This is a genomic window from Leisingera sp. S132, assembly GCF_025144465.1.
GTDB lineage: Bacteria > Pseudomonadota > Alphaproteobacteria > Rhodobacterales > Rhodobacteraceae > Leisingera.
The window spans coordinates 2,757,394-2,777,033 of sequence record NZ_CP083553.1 but is presented as its reverse complement, the minus strand read 5'-3'; the positions used below and the strand labels follow the sequence as shown (position 1 = coordinate 2,777,033).

The window sequence follows — 19,640 nt, the reverse complement described above, 5'->3', positions numbered from 1 at the left end:
GTCCTCTGGTGCCGCTTGCGCCGCGCCAAAACCCTAGCGCGACGCGGTTTCCTGCATCTTGAAAACCGTATCTAGGACAAGCGCCGCGGGGTCAAGGTTCACCGCCTGCCCGTGGCGGGCGCGTGCTGTCACTTCTGCGGCAAGGTCGGCCCAGGCGCGCGCCTTGCGCGAGTCTGGCGACAGTCGGCTCAGCATCGCGGCCTCTTGCGGTGCCGCTTCGGGCGCTGGCGGAGCGCCGGTGGCGCCGGTGCGCGCCAGCCGCGCCAGCGCCATCTCGGTCAGCGACAGCAGCAGCTCAAAACGCTCCGCTGCGCCGCGCTGGGCGGCGGCCTCGGCCAGGGCCATTGCCCGCTGCCGGTCCAGCCGGGGCATCGAGTCGAGGATCTGCACCAGTTCGGCATAGATCTTGAGCCCGCCCAGATTGATCAGCCGCAAGGCAGCGCCGACGGAGCCGCCCGCGAGGGCCGCGAGATTATCCATGTTCTGGGGCAGCTCGACCCCCGACTGCGCCAGCGCGGCTTCCATGTCCGGTGCCGACAACGGCCCCAGCCGCAGCGTGCGGCAGCGCGAGCGGATGGTGGGCAAGAGGCGCGATGGCTGGTGCGAGATCAACAGGATCGTGGTGCGCGCCGGCGGCTCCTCCAGCATCTTCAGAAGCGCATTGGCGGCGCTCACGTTCATGTCGTCGGCGGCGTCCACGATCACCACCCGCCGCCCGCCGTCGGTGGCAGACAGGCCAAAGAAGCGGTTCAGCTTGCGGATGTCGTCGACCACGATCTGGCTGCGCAGCTTGCCCTTGTCGTCATAAGAGCGGGTGATCGGCGCCAGACCGGGTTCGGCCAGCGCCTGGATGCGGTGGGAGAGCGGGTGCTCCGGGTCAATGTCCAGCGTCTGCGGCGGCGGCGGGGCGCCGAACAGGCCGTCCTCGGCCGGCGGCGTTGCCAGCAGGAAACGGGCAATGCGCCAGGCCAGCGTTGCCTTGCCGACGCCCTGCGGGCCGGTCAGCAGCCAGCCGTGGTGCAGACGGTCGGACGTGTAGGCGGTCAGGAAATCCTGTTCCGCCGCCTCCTGCCCGATCAGCCGCAGGGTTTCGCGCGGATGCGGCGCACCCTCGGCCTGGTCGGCGCGGGGTAGGTCTTCGTCAGCGCTCATGCGGCAGGCCTTTCCAGCGCTTCATCCGCCAGTTCGCGGACGTCTGCGGCGACCTCCTCCACCGGGCGGCCGCCGTCGACCACGCGGAAGCGGTCGGCAAACTCCTGCGCCAGCGCCAGGAAGCCTGCGCGCATCTTTTCCTGCAGCCCGACGCCGAAATCCTCGAACCGCTCTTCCTTGCCCTGACGCCCCTTGGCGCGGGCCAGGCCTTCTGCCGGGTCCATGTCAATGAGCAGCGTCAGATCCGGCTCGCGGCCGATCATCAGCTTGTGCATCTGGTCCACCGCGGCGCGCAGATCGCCGCGGGACAGGCCCTGGTACATCCGGGTGCTGTCGGCAAACCGGTCGCAGATCACCACCTTGCCAGCCGCCAGGGCGGGCTCGATGGTGCGCTCCAGATGATCGCGGCGCGCCGCCATGAACAAGAGCAGCTCTGTTTCTGCCGACCAGCGGTCGGGGTCCCCCTCCAGCACCAGGCGGCGGATTTCCTCGGCGCCAGGAGAGCCGCCGGGTTCGCGTGTCAGCACCACATCGCGGCCCTCTGCCTGCAGCGCCTCACCCAGCAGGCGGCATTGGGTGGACTTGCCGGACCCGTCGATGCCTTCAAAGGTGATGAACAGGCCGCGCCCTGAGCCAGATTGCGTGCCAGCTGTCACAGTGCCCCCTCGGGACCGGTCAGAAATTGCTTGATCAGCACCTGGGCTGCGGTTTTCACCCGCACCACAAAGCCGCCCGCAGGCACATCGGTTTCAGCGACCAGCGGCAGCCGCACCTCGGGCAGGTCTTCCGGCTGCAGCACCAGCTCTGCCAGGCGCTGGCCCTTGGCCACCGGCGCCTCAATCGGGCCGCTGTAGACCACTTCGCCCTCGATGGTGCCGCTTGCCAGAGAGGGCAGCAGGATTTCCAGGTCCTTTGCGGGCACCAGCCCTACCGATCGCTCGGCCCCCCGCCAAATCTCGGCTTCGGCGATGGGGATGCCCTCCTTGGCAACGGTTTTTTTGGTAAATTGGCGAAACGACCAGTTAACGAGGGCTTCTGCCTCCTCTGCGCGTCCGCGCTCGCTGTCGAGGCCGGAGACCACAAAGATCACCCGCCGGTCGCCCTGCTTGGCGGAGCCGACCAGACCATAACCCGCTTCCTCTGTGTGGCCGGTCTTGAGCCCGTCCGCACCAATGCCCAGTTTCAGCAGCGGGTTGCGGTTACGGACATTGGAGGGCGCACGGCCGTCAAACTCGAACTTGGTTTCGGCAAACAGCGGGTAGTATTCCGGAAAATCCTCGATCAGCCGCTCGGCCAGAACTGCCAGATCGTGCACCGACATCCGGTGCCCGGCGGCGGGCCAGCCGTTCGAGTTGGCAAAGGTCGAGGCAGTCATGCCCAGTTCCTGGCCGCGTTTGGTCATGTAGCGGGCAAAGCCCGCCTCGGTTCCATCCGGGCTTAGCGCCTCGGCAATCACCACGCAGGCGTCGTTGCCGGACAGCACGATGATGCCGCGCAGCAGATCCTCGACCCGGACCCGGTCCAGCGTGTCCAGGAACATGGTGGAGCCCTTGTAGCTCATCGCGTGTTCGCTGACGGGCAGGGTTTCGTTCAGGGTCAGCCGGCCGTCGCGCAGCGCCTCAAAGGCCACATAGAGGGTCATCAGCTTGGACATCGAGGCTGGCGGCAGCGGCACATCGGCGTTTTTCGACAGCAGAACGGTGTCGGTCCCCGAATCCAGCACATAGGCGGCACGTGCCTTGGTATCAAAAGCGGCCGCTGACAGCGCTGACAGGCTGACGGCAAGACCAGCAGCAAGACCCGTGCGCAGCGAAGACTTCAGGAGACGCGCCAGATGCGCGCCGGGGGTGTCAGTTCGTGACAGCATAGGCATCAGCGAATCCGGTGTCCTTTACGCTTTTCAGAAGCTGGCTGCGCTCCGCCTTGGTTTGCGCCGGGCCGACCAGCACCCGCCAGAAGGTCTTGCCGCTGGTGGATTGCTGGCGCACTTCCGGCACCATGCCTGAGCTGCGCATAGCGTTGGCGGCATGTTTGGCGTTGGCTTCAACGCTGAAGATGCCGATCTGGATGTAGGGTTTTCTCAGCGAGGTCTTCTGCTGTTTTGGGGCAGGCGCTGCGGCCGCTTCGGCCGTGGCCGGCGCAGCGGCTGCGTCCGGAGCGGTGGGCGCGGAGGCCTCAATCGCGGCGGCGGCACCGGCAATCGGATCCAGCGGCGTCTCGGAAATCTCGCTGCCGGCCAGCGCGGCTTCGGCTGCTTCTGTGCCTTCCGGCAGGGTGTCCTCTCCGGCAGCAGCCTCTTCCGGCTGCGGTTCCGGGGCGACTTCCTCGCGGCGCAGGGCGGTGACGTTCACTTCGACCGGAGCGCCGGCGAGCATTCCCAAGGCAGCTGCCGCATCCGAGGACACCTGCAGCCGCGGTCCCGGAATGTCGCGCTCGCGGCGGAAGAGGGCGCCGATCACGAACTGGCCGTTGGCATTGTTGCGGATGATCACCCGTTCCGGGTCCTTGGTGTCCGGGTGCGCCACCCAGACGCCGCCGATCGACGGGCGCCCGTCCCACAGGCCGGCCTCGGTCACCTGGAACACGTCGGGCGCTTCCACGTCGCGTTCGACCAGTTTGGTGCTGCTGGAGGCGCGGACCTCGCCTTCGGCCTTGGGTTTCGGTTCCAGGAAGCCCAGTTTCGGCCCGTCCTCGCAAGCTGCCAGGACCAGCAGGCCCAAGGCCGCTGCGGCCGCCCGCGGGGCCCTTCTTGCTTTCGACACCGTGTTTGACATGCTTTCATCCTTGCCTGTGCCCGCGGCGCTTTTGCGCCCCTGCCGGAATGCCCGGTCTTCTTGATTTGCGGCATGATAGCCTGCGCTTCCGGTCATGAAAACCCTGCCGGAGAACGATGCAAGGGAAAGCCGCGCCGGCGGCAGGTTTCCGCGTGCCGGGCGGCCCCCGCAAAATTTCTCTTGCGCACATTCCGCCGGCCAAGGATTTCCGCTTGCCTCGCCCGGCGTGGCATCCTAAACCGCTGACGGACCGGGGAGGTGGCAGAGTGGTCGAATGCGGCGGTCTTGAAAACCGTTGAACGTGAGAGCGTTCCCAGGGTTCGAATCCCTGTCTCCCCGCCATTATCTTATTTTGGCAAGAAATCCCCTCTAACAGCTTGAATGGCAAGGTTGTTTTTGGTGTTCGAAGCCCTTCATTTCGCGCATATGTAATTTGCTCTGCAAAGGTCGGCCTCAGGACGGCTCTGTTGCGCAAATCGGGTGAGGGATTCATCTCATGAATCCAGCGTGATAGCTGGAGGGCATGAGCAGACCAACACCCCCGACCTACAAGATCAAGAACTGGCGGGCCTATAACGAAGCGCTGAAGCGTCGTGGCTCTCTGACGATCTGGTTCGATCCCGAGATGACGTGGGAGGCCCGGCCGACCGGCAAGAGAGGCCGACAGCCCATCTATAGCGACGCCGCGATCAAGACCTGCCTGACGATGAAGGTGCTGTTCCGTATGGCGCTCAGGCAGACGACCGGCTTCGTGGAAAGTCTCCTGCGATTGAGTGGATTGGACTGGTCGGTACCGGATTTTAGCACGCTTTCACGCCGCCAGAAGTCTCTCGCCGTGAACATCCCGTATCGTGGTTCTGAGGGGCCGCTACACCTGCTGATCGACAGCACTGGGATAAAGGTAGAGGGCGAAGGCGAGTGGAATGCGCGCAAGCACGGTGGCTCGAAACGCCGCGTGTGGCGCAAGGTTCACCTCGGTATCGACGAAAAGACACTGGAAATCCGGGCAGTCGAGTTCACCAGTAGCAACATTGGTGATGCGCCCATGCTGCCGGAACTGCTTAATCAGATCCCGCCCGAGCAGGAGATCGGCAGTGTCACGGCAGATGGCGCCTACGATACGCGCAAGTGCCACGATGCCATCGCCAACCGAGGTGCCAATGCCGTCGTCCCGCCCCGCAAGAACGCCAAGCCCTGGAAACCCGACACCGCAGGCGCGATTGCGCGCAACGAAGCGCTGCGGGCGTCGAAATACCTTGGCCGAGCGCTTTGGCGGAAATGGAGTGGATACCACCGCCGAAGTCGTGCCGAAACCAAGATGCACTGCATGAAACTGCTGGGACAAAGACTGATGGCACGGGATCCTGGACGTCAGGTTGCCGAGCTTCAGCTCCGTGTTGCGGTCATGAACGGATTCACCGCGCTTGGCATACCCGTCACAGAGGCAGTGGGATAAGTCCGTCTGGGGAAAGGGGAACCTTGGCCCTCAACCGATTTGCGCAACAGAGTCACTTTTTCGTCTAAGATCAGCTTCTCACGCTCCATCTTTTCGATCCGCTTCTCGTAGGCTTTGATCAGGGTTGGGTTGTCGGCGTCTACAATACGGTCCAACAGGCCTTCGATTTTCTTTGCCAGTTGGTTGCGCTCTGTGAGGATCAAACGCTTGTCAGCCTCCATTTGCCCCACACGTTGCCCCCAAGCATCCTTGAACATCTTTGTGACCACTGCAAACATACCCTCAGATGGTGTGGTCCTGCCCCCTGAGACTGGTCCGGAGTGAATGCGAATTTTTGGGAACATTTCTGGCAAGAGAGGGAGTGTACCGATGCCGAAGAAACGATTGAGCGACGAACAGATTGCCTTTGCTTTGAGGCAAGCGGAAGCCGGGACGGCGGTTGGAGAGATTTGCCGCAAGATGGGGGTCGCGGAAGCGACGTTCTATCGCGGTAAGAAGGTCTATGCGGGGATGGGTGTGTCGGAGATCCGGCGGCTGAAACAGCTCGAAGACGAGAACAGCAAGCTGAAGCGCCTGGTCGCTGATCTGACGCTGGACAAAACGATGTTGCAGGACGCGCTGAGAAAAAAGTGGTGAAGCCTGTCCGCCGCCGCGAGGTCGTCCGGCACTATCAGGGTGTGTTTGAGGTGTCGGAGCGCCGTGCTTGTAATGCCATGGGCTTCGGACGGGCTTCCCGCAGATATCAATCCAGGCGCGATCCGGCGGTTGAATTGCGGATGCGCCTGAAGGAGTTGGCCGAAAGCCGTGTGCGGTATGGATATCGTCGCCTGCACATACTGCTGCAAAGGGAGGGGTGGCATGTGAACCACAAGCGCCTGTACCGCCTGTACTGCGAAGAGGGCCTGTCGATCCGGACCCGCAGCCCGAAGCGGCGCCGGGCCTGCCGGTATCGATCCGGCCGATCCGAGGCTGACGGCATGAATGAGATCTGGGCAATCCCTGCCCGGCAGGCGATGCCGTGCATCGCCGGGAGGGGACTTCATGTCGGACCGGCCGTTCGACGAAAAACCGTTTCGTATTGCGACCATTGCCGACTGCTTTACGAGAGAGGCTCTCGCGACTGCTGCGAGGACAAACTTCCGAGCCTGCCAGGTCAGTGATGAATTGGATCGGTTAGCCCGGATCCGAGGCAAGCCACGAAGCATTCGAGCCGACAAGGGGCCTGAGTTCGCCGGCCGGTTACTTGACCAGCGGGCCTACCTGAACAAGGTCGAGTTGGACTTCTCGAGGCCCGGAAAACCGAAAGATAACGCATACATCGAAGCGTTCAACAGCCGCCTTAGACAGGAATGCTTGAACGCCTCATGGTTCCTGTCGATGGACGACGCCCGAAAGCGGATCAGCGAATGGAGAGCCGATTACAATGAAGCCAGGCCGCATTCCTCGCCGGGGAACTTGACGCCGAGCGAATGTGCGGCCCAACTGAACGAAACCCGAAAGGTCGCATGAAGCCCGGGCCAAAAATGGGGTGAGCTCCAGACCCACGATGCACTAACAATTAAACCGGACCACCCGATGGGGGCACGCCAGGCAGTGGAATTTGTGCTGTCGCTGTCAGGACAGGCGCATAACGCGGAGCTGGCCGAAGCGGGCAGGACGGTGTTTGAGGACAACTGCGCTGCCTGTCACGGCGATGACGGGCGTGGCGGCTACGAAAACGGCGCGCCGGACCTGGGTGACAGCCGGTGGATTTATGGCGGCAGCCGGGACGACATTTACCGCAGTGTCTACTATGGCCGGATGGGCGTCATGCCGGCCTGGCAGGGACGGCTGAGCGATGCCCAAATCCGGATGCTGACATTGTATGTGTTGTGGAATGGCAGTGATGCACGGGACTGAGAACACACGGCCGGAAGAGAACCTGCGTTTCCGCAGGATGATGTACCTGCTGATACTGGCGCTGCTGGCAGGCTACGCCGGGTTCAAGGCCTGGCACCTGTCCGTGGCGTTTGAAGCCTGGAACTGGCAGGTGCTGGAGGGCACGGTGTCTGGTGCCGCCAAGTGAAGAGGGGGTAAAACGGCAGCGGCCTTGCAGGCTGCCGCTGCCTATTTCAAGGCCTGCTCCGCCTCCAGCTTTCGGATCAGGTTCTTCATGCCGCGGTTTCCTTCCAGCACGTCCTTGAGGGTGCGGTTGTCCAGCGCGGCAAAGAAGGCCTCCTGCGCCTCAGACAGGATCGGCAGCAGCCCGCAGGCCGGCGTCATCACACAGCAGCCGCCGTCCTCTTTCATGCATTCCACCAGCGGTGTGCCGTGTTCGGATTTGCGCAGCAGAGCGCCGATGGAGATTGCCTCGGGCCGCTTGGCCAGGCGCATGCCGCCGTTGCGGCCGCGGACCGATTCCACATAGCCCTCGTGGGTCAGCCATTGGGAAATCTTGGCCAGGTGGTTGAACGGCAGCTGCTGCATCCCGGCAATTTCGCGGGTGGTCATCAGCCCGTCCTCGTGGGTGGCGAGGTGGATCAGGATGCGCAGGGCGTAATCGGAAAACTTGGTGATCTGCATAAGCGTTCATCCCATAAATAATATGCACTGAAAAGACGTATTTTGTTGACATGTATCCGGGCAATCCAATAATAGGCATCTAAAATACCTATTAAATGGAGGCGGCGCATGCAGCCGGTTGTTCTTTTAATCTCGCTGGTCCTGATGGCGGCGCTGTCAGCGGTGTTTGCCGCTGCTGCGCGGTCTTCGCGCGGTCCGGCGCCTGGTCCGGGCGCCAACGCAAAACGCAAGGGGCTGATCTGGGCGATGACAATAGCGGGCGTGATCATCTCTGTTGCTTCGCTGCGGGAGTGGCCGCATGCGCTGGCCGGCACCGGCGATGCGCTGGAGGTGAATGTCAGCGGCGGCCAGTGGTGGTGGGACATTGACACCGCGGAAATTCCGGCGGGCCAGCCGGTCAATTTCAACGTGACCACCGAGGACGTGACCCATGGGATGGGCATCTATGACAGCGAGCTGACACTTCTGACCCAGGTGCAGGCGATCCCCGGCTACACCACGCAGATCACCTACACCTTTGAGGAACCCGGCAGCTACCAGGTTCTCTGCATGGAGTTTTGCGGCGTGGCGCATCACGACATGGTCAATGAATTCGAAGTTATCGCGGCGGAGGAGTAAATGAGCACTGCATCTGAAAATTATGTTCCTGGGCTTGCAGCGGCTGCGCCGCAGGCCGGGGCGGTCAAGCTGACGATGATCCTCACTGGCGCGGTGTTTGCGCTGATGATGGTCTTCGGCCTCCTCATGCGCGCAGCGCAGGGCCAGTGGATTGAGCTGGACCCGGCACTGTTCTACCAGCTGCTGACCGCACATGGCGCGGGCATGGTGGGCACTGCTGCGCTGTCGGGCGCGGCCATCATGTGGTATTTCTGCGGCCGCCATCTTGTGCTGTCGGGCGGCATCTTCTGGGCCTTCCTGGGGCTTTTCCTGCTAGGCGTGGCGCTGATCCTTGGCGCGATCTTCATTGGCGGTTACGGCGGTGCCTGGACTTTCCTGTTCCCTCTGCCTGCCCTGTCCGGCGGCGCCTGGGAGGCAGGTGCAGCCGCGTCCTTCATGCTGGGATACACTGCCATCGGGGTGGGCTTTCTGCTGTATTACCTGGAGCTGGGCCGCCGGATCCATGCGCGTTATGGCAGCCTGGTCCGGGCGCTGGGCTGGAATCTGATCCTGGGGCGCGAGGACAACGATCCACCGCCGCCGGCCATCGTGGCGGCCGCGGCTGTGACAATATTCAACTCGATTGGTATCATCCTGGGCGCGGCCGTTTTGGTTGCAAGCCTGGTGCATCTGCTGGTGCCGGGGTTCGAGGTGGATGCGCTGCTGGCCAAGAACCTGATCTATTTCTTCGGCCATGTCTTCATCAACGCCTCGATCTATATGGCTGTGACGGCGGTCTATGAGATCCTGCCGGAATACACCGGAAAGCCCTGGAAATCGAACCGGCTGTTTGCAATCGCCTGGAATGCGGTGCTGATCTTTGTGATGGCAGTCTACTGGCACCACCTGTTGCAGGATGTGGTGATGCCGCCGTGGATGCTGGTAGTGGGGCAGCTGGTCTCCTACTTCAGCGGCATTCCCCTGATTGCGGTCACCGCCCTTTCCACCTTCCTTTATGTGCGCGGCTCCAAGATGACCTGGGACCTGGCATCGTCGCTTCTGGTGCTGTCAGTTGCGGGTTGGTCGGTGGGGTCCATTCCGGCCTCCATCGACGGGATGATCAGTGTCAACAAGGTGATGCACAACACCATGTGGGTGCCGGGCCATTTTCACACCTATCTGCTGCTGGGCGAGGTGGCGATGGCCTTTGGCTTCATGGCCTGGCTGGTGCGCGGCAAGACGATCTCGCAAATGGGCGGTTTGGACCGGGCGGCTTTTGTTACCTACCTGGTGGGTGCCGCAGGGTTTGTGACGGTGTTCCTGTTCTCCGGTGCCGCCTCGATCCCGCGCCGCTGGGCTGTGCACTATGAGGAATGGCTGGCCCACGACCGCATCGGCACCTTTTTCGGCGGTCTGGTTGTGCTGGGGACGCTGGTCTTTGTCCTGCGCTTTGCGGCGCGGCTAGGGCGGCGCGAAGGCTGATGCTGGCCCGTGTTCTCCCTTCGGTTCTCGCCGCCGTGATTGGCGGCGGGATCCTGTGGCAGGCCACCGACGGGGCGCAGGCCTTCACCAGCGAGGCGGCGCGGCGGCTGGATGTGGTGCAGTCGCCGCGTCAAGTCCCCAAGGTGCTGCTGGAGGACATGACGAGCCGGCCGGTGCCATTGCTGCCTCAAGCGGGTGAGGTTGTTCTGGTCGAGTTCATCTATACCGTCTGCGGCGACATCTGCCAGATCGCCGCGGCCGATTTTGCAGAGATCCGCGACCGCCTGCAGGCGCAAGGGGTGAAGGTCCGGCTGCTCTCAGTCAGCTTCGACCCGGAGCGCGACACGCCGGAGCAGATGGCGATCTATGGCGATGCGCATGAGGCCGACGGCATTATGTGGACCATCGCACGGCCGGAGCAGAAGGCACTGCCGGAGCTATTGGACCTGTTTGACGTGACTGTCATCCCGGATGAGTGGGGCGGCTACCAGCATAATGCAGCGATCCATGTGATCACCGGCGATGGCCGCTTCTCTGCTGTCTACGATACCGACGCAGTGGACGCTGTGCTGGCACATGTGAACGGGTCGCGGCCATGAGGATGATCTGCCTGGCCTTGCTTGCCTTTGCCGAAGCCGTTGCACTGCGGGATGCGGCGGTGGCCAGCCCGGTCCAGCATGTCCTGGTGCAGATGCCCTTGCTGGTGCTGGCGGGCGTTGTGGCAGCCTGGAACCTGAAAGCCCCGCGCAGCTGGGCCGTGCCCCTGCTGCTGGCGGCGCTGACCACCTTTCTGTTCTGGATGCTGCCGCGCAATGTGGACTGGGCGCTGTCCCCGGCCGGGGAGGCCGCCAAATATATCACTTTGCCGCTGCTGCTGGGGGTGCCGTTGCGGCTGTCCTGGCCTTGGCTGGGCCCAATCCTGCGCGGCTTTCTGAAAGCGAATGCGCTGTCGATGCTGGGGGTGCTCGGGTTTCTGTATACCCATGCGCCGGTACGGATCTGCAACTCCTACCTGGTCTCGGCCCAGCAGGATCTGGGCTTTGCCTTCCTCTATCTCGCCGCGGCTCTGGCCTGCCTTTGGGCTATCCCGGTTCTGTTCGGACATCCGCGCAGGCTGCGCTGGGCAGCTCCGGATACGCCCAACGCGGAGCTTGAAGTAAAATGACCTATGCTGAAACCGTTCTGGGATTTGCCGAGGTCGCGCAGAACAAAAGCGCCAGCCTGCGGGCCGACCCATTGGGCTTCCTGATCCTCGCCTTTAAAGCGGGTGCATTCGTGGGGGCGGGTATCCTGCTGATATTCTCAGTGGGTCAGGGAGCTGACGCCGCCATCCGGCCCATTGTGATGGGCGCAAGCTTTGGTATTGCCCTGACGCTGGTGGTTTTTGCAGGGGCCGAGCTGTTCACCGGCCACACCATGTACATGACGCATGGCTTTCTGACCGGGCAGAGCAGCTTGGGCGACCTCCTGCAATGCTGGGCAGCCAGCTGGGCAGGCAATCTGATAGGAGCGCTTTTGCTGGCGCTGCTCTTTGTGGCGGGCGGCGGCGGGCTGATCCTGGCGGCAGGAGAAGAGGCTCTGCTACTTAAAGTGGCAGCCAAGAAAATGCACGGAACGGGTGTTCAGCTGTTTGCCAAAGCCGTCTTGTGCAACTGGCTGGTGTGCCTGGCCCTGTGGTGCACCGCGCGGGCCAAGGACGACGTGACCAAATGCATCATCATCTTTTGGTGCCTCTATGCCTTCATCGCGGCGGGCTTCGAGCACAGCATTGCCAATATGACGGTATTCTCGGTGGCGCTGATGTCGGATCACCCGGCCAGCATCACAATTGCCGGCGCAGCCCATAATCTGACCTTCGTCACCCTTGGCAATATCTTTGCAGGGGCTGTGATCATGGGGTGGGGCTACTGGCGCGCGGCCTCTCGTCCGCAGGCCGGAGCCGCTGTCAGGTCCGGCTCTGCCTCAAGCCCTGGCTGAAAGGGTATTCGGTCAAAATTCCAATCGACTTGCGGTGCGAATACGAGAGTCTCTCAGACCATTCTGGCGGAGGAAAGCGGCGCAGAGCGGACTGGGGCTGGGAGCCGCACAAGTTCCAGAAGTGTTCCTGAGAACGCTCAATAGGAGAATTGTTCGGGAGAAAAAGTGGCAGCCCGTAGGGGAATCGAACCCCTCTTTCCAGGTTGAAAACCTGGCGTCCTAACCGATAGACGAACGGGCCACTCTGTGCGTGAGCGGGTGTTTAGTTGCAAGCGCCGGAACCCGCAAGGGAAAAAATACGCCTTTGTGAAAATTCTTATCCACAGGCGGCAAGGCCTTGAAAAATCAGGATTCTGCGGCGTCTTCCAGGCGCAGTTGCGGGCTTTGGCGGCCGCCCCAGGTGTTGATTTCCAGCCGTCCGGCAAAATGGAAGCGCGCGCCGCCGTGCTCCAGCAGCCGGGGGCCGAGCGCGGTATCGAAGGCGCCAAAGCAGATCGCATCGACACCGCCGCCCATACCGTCACTGAGAGAGAGTTTCAGATGGCTTTCACCCACTTTCTTGGCGAAGCGCACCTGCAGATCCGGCAGCGCATAGCGCGGGGCAGGGGCGCCTGCGCCAAACGGGCCTGCCTGTTCGATCTGCCCGATCAGATCCACGCTGGCCGCCCCCGGCATCAGCGCGCCGTCGAGCTTCAGGTCTGCCGGGCCGCCCTCTCCAGCGCCCTGTTTGGCCAGCAATTCACTCAGCCGCGCCATGGCCGGCTCCAGCTTGTCGCGCATCACGGTGAGGCCCGCAGCCATCTTGTGGCCGCCGCCCTTGACCAGCAGCCCTTCGGCCGCCAGCCGCTGGATCGAGGCGCCAAGATCGACGCCGGACACAGACCGGCCTGATCCCTTGCCCTCTTCGCCGTCAAAGCCGATCACGACGGCGGGCCGGTTGGCGGCTTCCTTCAGGCGGGAGGCGACGATGCCGACCACGCCCGGGTGCCAGCCCTCGCCCGCGGCCCAGACCAGCGGGGCGTCCAGACCGCGCTCCTCGGCCTGCTCCAGAGCAGCAGCGCGCACGGCGTTTTCGATATCGCGGCGCTCGGTGTTCAGCTCGTCCAGCCGTTCCGCAAGCGCCGCGGCCTCATGCGGGTCACTGGTGGACAGCAGCCGGGCGCCGAGGTCTGCCTTGCCGATCCGCCCGCCGGCATTGACCCGCGGGCCCAGCAGAAAGCCGAGGTGGTAGGTGGAAGGCGCCGAATCCATGCGGGAGACATCGGACAAAGCCACCAGTCCGGGACGTTTGCGTGCGCCCATCACTTTCAGGCCCTGGCGCACCAGCGCCCGGTTGGCGCCGATCAAAGGCGCCACATCCGCCACGGTGGCCAGCGCAACCAGGTCCAGCAGTGCCATCAGATCCGGCCCCTTGGCACCCGACTCGCGCAGCTGGCGGCCTGCCTCGACCAGCATCAGGAACACCACGCCGGCGGCACAGAAATAACCCAGGTCGCCGCTTTCGTCCTGCCGGTTGGGGTTCACCACCGCCACACAATCCGGCAGCGTCTCGCCGCCCAGGTGGTGGTCCAGCACGATGACATCTGCACCCTTGGCGGCGGCAATGGGTTCGTGGCTGAGGGTGCCGCAATCGACACAGATGATCAGGTCATGGGCGGCGGCCAGTTCCTGCATGGCAGGGACGTTGGGGCCATAGCCTTCATCAATGCGGTCGGGGATATAAAGTGTCGCCTGCAGCCCCATCTGGCGCAACCAGACCAGGAGCAACGCGGCAGAGCTGCCGCCATCGACGTCATAGTCGGCAAAGACCGCAATCCGCTGCTTGCGCCGCACGGCTTCCAGAAAGCGGGCGGCGGCGGCCTCCATGTCCTTCATTTCGCGCGGGTCGGGCAGCAGTTCTTTCAGCTTCGGTTCCAGAAAGCCCTTGGCCTCCATCGCCGGCACACCGCGACGGGCCAGAACCTGGCAGACAGAGCGGGGCAGGCCGGTCTGCTGCGCCATCATCTCGGAGGCACGGTCCACTTCGACCCCGGGGCCAACCCAGCGGCGGCCGGTCAAGGACTGCTCTACACCCAAAAAGCTCATGCGTCTCACCCGTAAGCAAAGGCCGGACCCAATTGGATCCGGCCCTTTCATCTTTCCTCAAATACTCCCGCCGGAGGCAGCGGCGCAAGCCGCTTCGCAGGCGCAGTGCCGGTTCACTTCTGGTGCGGTTCCAGCGGCGTGCGGTAGGACATGCGGCGCACCGAGCCGGTCTTGGAGCGCATCAGCAGGGTGGTGGTCTCCACCCAGCCCGGGGTGCGTTTGATCGAAGGCAGCAGCGAGCCGCCGGTGACGCCGGTGGCGGCAAAGATCACGTCCTGGGTGACCATCTCGTCACGCGCATAGATCCGGTCCAGGTCGGTGATGCCGGCCTTGGCGGCGCGGGCTTTCTCGTCGTCGTTGCGGAACAGCAGGCGGCCGAAGATCTGACCGCCCATGCATTTCAGCGCGGCCGCGGCCAGAACACCCTCAGGTGCGCCGCCCTGGCCCATGTACATGTCGATGCCGGTCACATCGCTTTCGGCGCAATGCATGACGCCGGCCACGTCGCCGTCGGTGATCAGGCGGATGGCGGCACCGGTCTCACGCACTTCGGCGATCATCGCTTCGTGGCGCGGGCGCTCCAGGATGCAGACAGTGATGTCGGACGGTGCGCAGCCCTTGGCCTTGGCCAGCGCCTCGACACGCTCGCGCGGGGACATGTCCAGCGAAACCACGCCGTCCTCGTAACCGGGGCCGATTGCCAGCTTGTCCATGTAGGTGTCCGGCGCGTGCAGCATGGAGCCGCGCGGGCCCATGGCGATCACGGTCAGCGCGTTCGGCATGTCCTTGGCGGTCAGCGTGGTGCCTTCCAGCGGGTCCAGCGCAATGTCAACGCCGGGGCCGTTGCCGGTGCCGACTTCCTCGCCGATGTACAGCATCGGTGCTTCGTCGCGCTCGCCCTCGCCGATCACCACGACGCCTGCGATGTCCAGCAGGTTCAGCTGCTCGCGCATGGCGTTGACGGCGGCCTGGTCGGCGGCCTTTTCGTCGCCGCGGCCGATCAGCGAGGCAGAGGCCAGCGCGGCCTGTTCGGCAACGCGGGCGAGGCCCAGCGACAGCATGCGGTCATGAAAAGGCGCGTCAGAGGTGTTCGAAGTCATACCGGAAATCCTGTCTCAACGGGTCAGAAGTGAATGGGCGTTTCAAGCCGAATAGCGCGGGGCGGGGCTGGCTCGCAAGAGGCGATAGGGGGCACGGCGGCAGGAAATCCCAGCCGCAGCGCTGTAAACTGCCATTTTTGGCCGGTTTCGGCCGGCTCAGACCTCTTCTATGCGCAATGCAACGGGGGTGCCATCGACCACGTCGGTAGCGGTGAGACCTTCCAGTGCAACGTCCAGGGTCGCGCGGGTGCATTTGTGGGTGACGAACAGAACCGGTGCCACCGGCGCCTTGTGGCTGTACTGGCGCATCCTGTCGATGGACACGCCTGCCTCGCCCAGAATGGCGGCAACTTTGGCAAGTGCGCCCGGTTTGTCCAGCAATCCCATGCGCAGGTAGAAGGGGGCGGGCAGGCCGGTCTGGGCGGCGGGCACATCCTGCAGCGTGCTGGCGGGCTGGCCGAAAGTTGCTATACGCAGGCCGCGGGCGAGGTCGAGGATATCGCCCATCACCGCGCTGGCGGTCGGGCCTTCGCCGGCGCCGGGGCCGCGCAGCACCACCTGTTCAATCGAGTCGCCTTCGATCACCACCATGTTGGTGCCGCCTTCCAGCTGGCCCAGCGGCGAATTGTCGGGCACCAGGCAGGGCGACATGCGCTGTTCCAGCCCGCGGGCGGTGCGCTGTGCCACGCCCAGGAGCTTGATGCGGTAGCCCATATCGGCAGCGGCGCGGATGTCGTCCAGCTGGATGCGCTGGATGCCTTCCAGCTCGACGTTATCGAAGGCCGGCTTGGTGCCGAAGGCGATGGAGGCCAGCAGCGCCAGCTTATGGCCAGCGTCGATGCCGCCCACGTCGAGATTCGGGTCGGCCTCGAGGTAGCCAAGGCGGCCGCATTCTTCGAACAGGGCGTTGTAGCCTTGGCCGGTAGCCTCCATCTGGGTCAGGATGTAGTTGCAGGTGCCGTTCATCACGCCCATCACACGGGTGACTTCATTCCCGGCCAGACCTTCGGTCAGGGACTTGATCACCGGGATGCCGCCGGCCACGGCAGCTTCAAACCGGATCACCCGGCCCGCAGCCTCGGCCTGTTCCGCCAGTTCCTGGCCGTGAATGGCCAGCAAGGCCTTGTTCGCAGTGACCACATCCTTGCCGGCGGCCAGTGCGGCTTCGGTCGCAGCTTTGGCCGCACCTTCGTGGCCGCCCATCAGCTCGACAAAGACGTCAACGTCGCCGCGTACGGCCAGCGCCACCGGATCGGTCTCCCAGGCGTAATCCTTGAGCGGCACACCGCGGTCCTTGTTCGGATCCCTTGCCGACACGGCGGAGATGACGACAGGGCGTCCGGTCCGCGCCTCCAGCAGCGCTGCGTGGCGGCGGATGATTTTCACCACGCCGATGCCGACGGTGCCCAAGCCTGCGATCCCTAGGCGTAGCGGTTCTGTCATGGCTGGAGGTCCTTTGTCCGAAAACTTGTCCGCCCCGCCTTAGCGGGTTCGGCGCAGGCGTGCAACGGCGCCGCGGAACAAGGCGCAGCAGGGCGGGCAGGAATGCCGCGGAGGGGTCAGAGTTCGGCGTTTTTGACGGCTTCGGCGCGGCGTTTCAGGCGGTCGCTGCGGGCGTCGAGCTCCTCCTGCAGATCCTGGCTGGCCTGCTGCGGCGGATCCAGCGGTTCCAGTGCGTCATCCAGCGGCAGGAGGTCGGGATAATCCGCGCCACGCAGGTCCGGGGTCAGCCTGTCCTCCAGCTCTGGCACCCGGGTGCAGGCGGCGGCTGCCGTCACGGCCAGAAAGAATGCGATCCGAGTCCAAAACTGCATTGCCTAAATCCCATGCTCAGCTGGAGCGGTTTTAGGAGGTCCGGCAGGCTGGCACAATTGAATTTCTGCGGCTGTTGGGGGATGTTCCTGCAGCCGCGGGCTGATAGAGGCATGGGGTGGGGGCATTCGCTCTTTTTTCTGAACATTCGTTCAGTTATTGTCGCCCCATGGCACGCACCCAAGGCTCCCACTCCGATATCACCGGCCCCCGCATCCGCGAGGCGGCCCTGCGGCTGTTTGCGCAGCATGGCTATGCCGCCGTCTCGATGCGCCAGATCGCCAAAGAGGTCGGGGTGCAGGCGGGCGCCCTGTACAATTACACGCCGGACAAGCAGAGCCTGCTGTTCAATCTTATGGCGGGCCATATGGCAGAGCTGCAGGCGGCCTGGGATTCGGTGCCGCAGGCGGACAGCGCGCTGGAACGGCTGCGCGCTTTCACCGGCTTTCACATCCGTTTTCACCTGGAGCGCCCGGATGCGGTGTTTATCGCCTACATGGAGCTGCGCAATCTGACGGAGGAGAATTTCACCGTCATCGAATCGCTGCGCCGGGACTATGAAAACGGGGTGGAGGGGATCCTGAAGCAGGGGGTGGAGCAGGGGGTGTTTGCCATTCCCGACACCAAGATCGCAACGCTGGCGGTGATTGCGATGCTGAACGGGGTCAACACCTGGTACCGCTCAGAGGGGCGGCTGTCGTTGGACGAGGTGGAGCGGGTCTATTGGGGCATGGTGCAGAAGGCAGTCAGCAAGTGAACCTGCTGGACCTGAAGACCAGCCGTCTGCGGGCCGCTCCCTGGCAGGATCTGACAGCGGCAGAACTGGCGGGCCTGTTTGCGCCGAAGGCGGTGCAATGGCTGCCGGACGGGTTTCAGGCACAGGGCAGCGATCAGAGCCGCCGCGAATTCCTGGCGGCAGTGTCGCAGCAGGCCGAAGTGGCGGCGCTCCGCAATGCGGCGGGCGAAGGTGCCGGGCTGATCATCCTGTCCTTCCCTGAAGAGGGCAGCAGCATCCGGAATCTGGGATATCTATTTGCCGAATCCGCTTGGGGGCAGGGGCTGGCCAGCGAATTGATTGGCGGATTGCAGGCGCATTACCGCGGCAGCGGCGTCACGCTGTCCGGCGGGGTCATGCAGGAAAACGCGGCCTCGGCCCGGGTGCTGCAGAAATCCGGTTTCACGCCGGAGCGCGCGGGGGCGGAGACCTTGTACAGCTGGTATTCCGGCGGCTGACGGCCTGATCAGCTCAGCAGTCCAAGCATGTCGTAGTGGTCGATCTGGCGGCTCAGCACCATCGGGTCCTCTTCGGGCAGCACATGCGGCTGTTCCCAATCCTCGCCGGCAAAAGCCTGCAGCGCCTCGACGCTTTCCCAGACCATCACCACGCAGAAGGTTGCCGGCGAATCCGGCCGCGGCAATCCGGCGGTGACCGAAACAAGGCCCGGCTGGCGGCGCACGTGCGGCACAGCGGTATCGGTCAGAAAGGCCTTGAAGTCCTGGATCTTGTCGTCACGGACGGTGGCACGGAACACCCGGATAATCATCACTCCCCCCCATCGGTCATTGGACAAGGGGAGTATAGCACAACATCAGTGCGTTTGGCGGGCCGATACGCCCTGTGCGCGGGTTTGTTGCACCGCGCACAGGGAAAAGCGGGCACCGGTTTTCCCGTCCTGTGCGCGGGCTTGATGCGCCGCGCACAGGGAAAAGTGGGCACCGGTTTTCCGGGTCAGTGCGCGGGCTTGATGAATGTGCCGTTGCGCAGGTCGCGGAAGGCCTGGTGCAGTTCGGCCTGCGTGTTCATCACGATCGGCCCGTGCCAGGCCACCGGCTCGTTGATCGGCGCGCCGGAGATCAGCAGGAACCGCACGCCATTCGACCCGGCCTGTACGGTGATCCCGTCGCCGGTGCCGAAGCGGATCAGGGTGCGGTCGCCGGACAGGTCGCGGATGTTGACCTCCTGGCCAGCGACCTCCTTCTCCAGCAGCACGCCTTGCGGGGCGGAGGCATCGGCAAAGGCCGCTTCGCCTTCGAACACATAGGCAAAGGCCCGGCGGTAGGTGTCGACCGGCAGGGTCTTTTTCACCCCTGCCGGGATGAAGACGTCCAGGTACTGCGGGTCGGCGGCGATGCCGTCGACCAGCCCGCGTTTGCCCCAGAAATCGCCGGCGATCACTTTCACCCGGGTGCCGTCGTCGTCGATGATCTCGGGGATTTCGGTGCCTTTGACGTCCTGGTAGCGCGGCGCGGTCATTTTCTGGCTGGCGGGCAGGTTGCCCCACAGCTGGAAACCGTGCATCTGGCCCTTGGCGTTGCCCGCGGGCATCTCCTGATGCAGGATGCCCGATCCGGCGGTCATCCACTGCACGTCGCCTGCGCCCAAAGTGCCTTCATTGCCCAGCGAGTCGCCGTGTTCGACTGTGCCTGCCAGCACATAGGTGATGGTCTCGATGCCGCGGTGCGGATGCCAGGGGAAGCCGCGCAGGTAGTCCTCCGGGTTTTCGTTGCGGAAGTCGTCGAACAGCAGGAACGGGTCCAGCTCCGACGGGTCCTGAAAGCCGAAGGCGCGGTGCAGCTTGACGCCGGCGCCCTCGGTATGCGGCTGCGCTGGGCGGGTTTCGAGGATGGGTCTGAGGGACATTT

At 64.0% G+C, this 19,640-nt stretch carries 22 protein-coding genes, 2 tRNA genes and 1 pseudogene; 12 read left to right on the top strand and 13 right to left on the bottom strand.

Annotated features, from left to right (window positions below; genetic code table 11):
• Window positions 1–33: 33 nt before the first annotated feature.
• The 4 genes from K3725_RS13830 to K3725_RS13815 are packed head-to-tail and all read right to left on the bottom strand — an operon-like array spanning window position 34 to window position 3,926.
• Window positions 34–1,152 carry a DNA polymerase III subunit delta' gene (locus tag K3725_RS13830; protein WP_260015889.1) on the bottom strand — a complete coding sequence of 373 codons (1,119 nt, stop codon included), beginning with the start codon at window positions 1,150–1,152 and terminating at the stop codon, window positions 34–36.
• Window positions 1,149–1,808, bottom strand: coding sequence for a dTMP kinase (gene tmk, locus K3725_RS13825; RefSeq protein WP_260015888.1), 660 nt, complete (start codon window positions 1,806–1,808; stop codon window positions 1,149–1,151). The genes K3725_RS13830 and tmk overlap by 4 nt, the downstream gene beginning before the upstream one ends.
• Window positions 1,805–3,019 carry a D-alanyl-D-alanine carboxypeptidase family protein gene (locus K3725_RS13820; RefSeq protein WP_260018614.1) on the bottom strand — a complete coding sequence of 405 codons (1,215 nt, stop codon included), beginning with the start codon at window positions 3,017–3,019 and terminating at the stop codon, window positions 1,805–1,807. The genes tmk and K3725_RS13820 overlap by 4 nt, the downstream gene beginning before the upstream one ends.
• A complete protein-coding gene (locus K3725_RS13815; RefSeq protein ID WP_260015887.1) occupies window positions 3,003–3,926 on the bottom strand; it encodes an SPOR domain-containing protein in 924 nt (307 codons plus the stop codon). The genes K3725_RS13820 and K3725_RS13815 overlap by 17 nt, the downstream gene beginning before the upstream one ends.
• Before the next feature lie 252 nt (window positions 3,927–4,178).
• Between K3725_RS13815 and K3725_RS13810 the strand changes: the two genes are divergently transcribed.
• Window positions 4,179–4,268 (top strand) — tRNA-Ser (locus tag K3725_RS13810).
• A gap of 181 nt (window positions 4,269–4,449) precedes the next feature.
• On the top strand, window positions 4,450–5,382 hold the full coding sequence (locus K3725_RS13805; protein WP_260015482.1) for an IS5 family transposase: 933 nt from the start codon (window positions 4,450–4,452) through the stop codon (window positions 5,380–5,382).
• Here the strand turns inward: K3725_RS13805 and K3725_RS13800 are convergent.
• The gene (locus K3725_RS13800) at window positions 5,313–5,639 is read right to left on the bottom strand and encodes a hypothetical protein (protein WP_260015886.1); all 327 of its coding nucleotides are present in this window, start codon (window positions 5,637–5,639) and stop codon (window positions 5,313–5,315) included. The genes K3725_RS13805 and K3725_RS13800 overlap by 70 nt on opposite strands.
• 112 nt (window positions 5,640–5,751) lie before the next feature.
• On the opposite strand from K3725_RS13800, the pseudogene K3725_RS13795 reads away from it, so the two are divergent.
• The 3 genes and pseudogenes from K3725_RS13795 (at window position 5,752) to K3725_RS13785 (ending at window position 7,447) form a co-directional block, all read left to right on the top strand.
• Window positions 5,752–6,891 (top strand): annotated as a pseudogene (locus tag K3725_RS13795) (IS3 family transposase).
• A 66-nt stretch (window positions 6,892–6,957) separates the two neighbouring features.
• Window positions 6,958–7,281 carry a c-type cytochrome gene (locus K3725_RS13790; protein ID WP_260015885.1) on the top strand — a complete coding sequence of 108 codons (324 nt, stop codon included), beginning with the start codon at window positions 6,958–6,960 and terminating at the stop codon, window positions 7,279–7,281.
• Complete coding sequence (locus tag K3725_RS13785; RefSeq protein WP_260015884.1) at window positions 7,268–7,447, top strand: hypothetical protein; 180 nt, start codon at window positions 7,268–7,270, stop codon at window positions 7,445–7,447. Before K3725_RS13790 ends, K3725_RS13785 begins: the two co-directional genes overlap by 14 nt.
• Window positions 7,448–7,488: 41 nt before the next feature.
• On the opposite strand, the gene K3725_RS13780 is transcribed toward K3725_RS13785, so the two are convergent.
• Window positions 7,489–7,944 carry an Rrf2 family transcriptional regulator gene (locus K3725_RS13780; RefSeq protein ID WP_260015883.1) on the bottom strand — a complete coding sequence of 152 codons (456 nt, stop codon included), beginning with the start codon at window positions 7,942–7,944 and terminating at the stop codon, window positions 7,489–7,491.
• A 108-nt stretch (window positions 7,945–8,052) separates the two neighbouring features.
• Here K3725_RS13780 and K3725_RS13775 point away from each other — a divergent pair, with 108 nt between their 5' ends.
• The 5 genes from K3725_RS13775 to K3725_RS13755 are packed head-to-tail and all read left to right on the top strand — an operon-like array spanning window position 8,053 to window position 12,000.
• The gene (locus tag K3725_RS13775) at window positions 8,053–8,562 is read left to right on the top strand and encodes a cytochrome C oxidase subunit I (protein ID WP_260015882.1); all 510 of its coding nucleotides are present in this window, start codon (window positions 8,053–8,055) and stop codon (window positions 8,560–8,562) included.
• Window positions 8,563–10,023 carry a cbb3-type cytochrome c oxidase subunit I gene (locus tag K3725_RS13770; protein WP_260015881.1) on the top strand — a complete coding sequence of 487 codons (1,461 nt, stop codon included), beginning with the start codon at window positions 8,563–8,565 and terminating at the stop codon, window positions 10,021–10,023.
• A complete protein-coding gene (locus tag K3725_RS13765; RefSeq protein ID WP_260015880.1) occupies window positions 10,023–10,622 on the top strand; it encodes an SCO family protein in 600 nt (199 codons plus the stop codon). The genes K3725_RS13770 and K3725_RS13765 overlap by 1 nt, the downstream gene beginning before the upstream one ends.
• Window positions 10,619–11,188 (top strand): hypothetical protein, encoded by a 570-nt coding sequence (locus K3725_RS13760; protein WP_260015879.1) that lies wholly within the window; start codon window positions 10,619–10,621, stop codon window positions 11,186–11,188. The genes K3725_RS13765 and K3725_RS13760 overlap by 4 nt, the downstream gene beginning before the upstream one ends.
• A complete protein-coding gene (locus K3725_RS13755) occupies window positions 11,185–12,000 on the top strand; it encodes a formate/nitrite transporter family protein (protein ID WP_260015878.1) in 816 nt (271 codons plus the stop codon). Before K3725_RS13760 ends, K3725_RS13755 begins: the two co-directional genes overlap by 4 nt.
• Before the next feature lie 166 nt (window positions 12,001–12,166).
• Here the strand turns inward: K3725_RS13755 and K3725_RS13750 are convergent.
• The 5 genes from K3725_RS13750 to K3725_RS13730 form a co-directional block, all read right to left on the bottom strand.
• Window positions 12,167–12,241, bottom strand: a tRNA-Glu gene (locus K3725_RS13750).
• Between the two features lie 104 nt (window positions 12,242–12,345).
• Entirely contained in the window at window positions 12,346–14,085 is a 1,740-nt protein-coding gene (gene recJ, locus K3725_RS13745; RefSeq protein ID WP_260015877.1) for a single-stranded-DNA-specific exonuclease RecJ, read from the bottom strand.
• Window positions 14,086–14,198: 113 nt separating this feature from the next.
• Window positions 14,199–15,185 (bottom strand): class II fructose-bisphosphatase, encoded by a 987-nt coding sequence (gene glpX / locus K3725_RS13740; protein ID WP_260015876.1) that lies wholly within the window; start codon window positions 15,183–15,185, stop codon window positions 14,199–14,201.
• A 156-nt stretch (window positions 15,186–15,341) separates the two neighbouring features.
• Window positions 15,342–16,628: a homoserine dehydrogenase gene (locus tag K3725_RS13735; protein ID WP_260015875.1), complete on the bottom strand. Its 1,287-nt coding sequence runs from the start codon at window positions 16,626–16,628 to the stop codon at window positions 15,342–15,344.
• 116 nt (window positions 16,629–16,744) lie between these two features.
• A complete protein-coding gene (locus K3725_RS13730) occupies window positions 16,745–16,999 on the bottom strand; it encodes a hypothetical protein (protein WP_039184135.1) in 255 nt (84 codons plus the stop codon).
• A gap of 167 nt (window positions 17,000–17,166) precedes the next feature.
• Between K3725_RS13730 and K3725_RS13725 the strand changes: the two genes are divergently transcribed.
• Window positions 17,167–17,754 carry a TetR/AcrR family transcriptional regulator gene (locus K3725_RS13725; RefSeq protein WP_260015874.1) on the top strand — a complete coding sequence of 196 codons (588 nt, stop codon included), beginning with the start codon at window positions 17,167–17,169 and terminating at the stop codon, window positions 17,752–17,754.
• Window positions 17,751–18,230, top strand: coding sequence for a GNAT family N-acetyltransferase (locus K3725_RS13720; protein ID WP_260015873.1), 480 nt, complete (start codon window positions 17,751–17,753; stop codon window positions 18,228–18,230). Before K3725_RS13725 ends, K3725_RS13720 begins: the two co-directional genes overlap by 4 nt.
• An 8-nt stretch (window positions 18,231–18,238) precedes the next feature.
• Here the strand turns inward: K3725_RS13720 and K3725_RS13715 are convergent, their stop codons facing one another.
• Together K3725_RS13715 and K3725_RS13710 are read right to left on the bottom strand one after the other, a co-directional pair.
• Window positions 18,239–18,541 carry an antibiotic biosynthesis monooxygenase gene (locus K3725_RS13715; RefSeq protein WP_226430105.1) on the bottom strand — a complete coding sequence of 101 codons (303 nt, stop codon included), beginning with the start codon at window positions 18,539–18,541 and terminating at the stop codon, window positions 18,239–18,241.
• 185 nt (window positions 18,542–18,726) lie between these two features.
• Complete coding sequence (locus K3725_RS13710) at window positions 18,727–19,638, bottom strand: pirin family protein (RefSeq protein WP_260015872.1); 912 nt, start codon at window positions 19,636–19,638, stop codon at window positions 18,727–18,729.
• Window positions 19,639–19,640 lie beyond the last annotated feature (2 nt).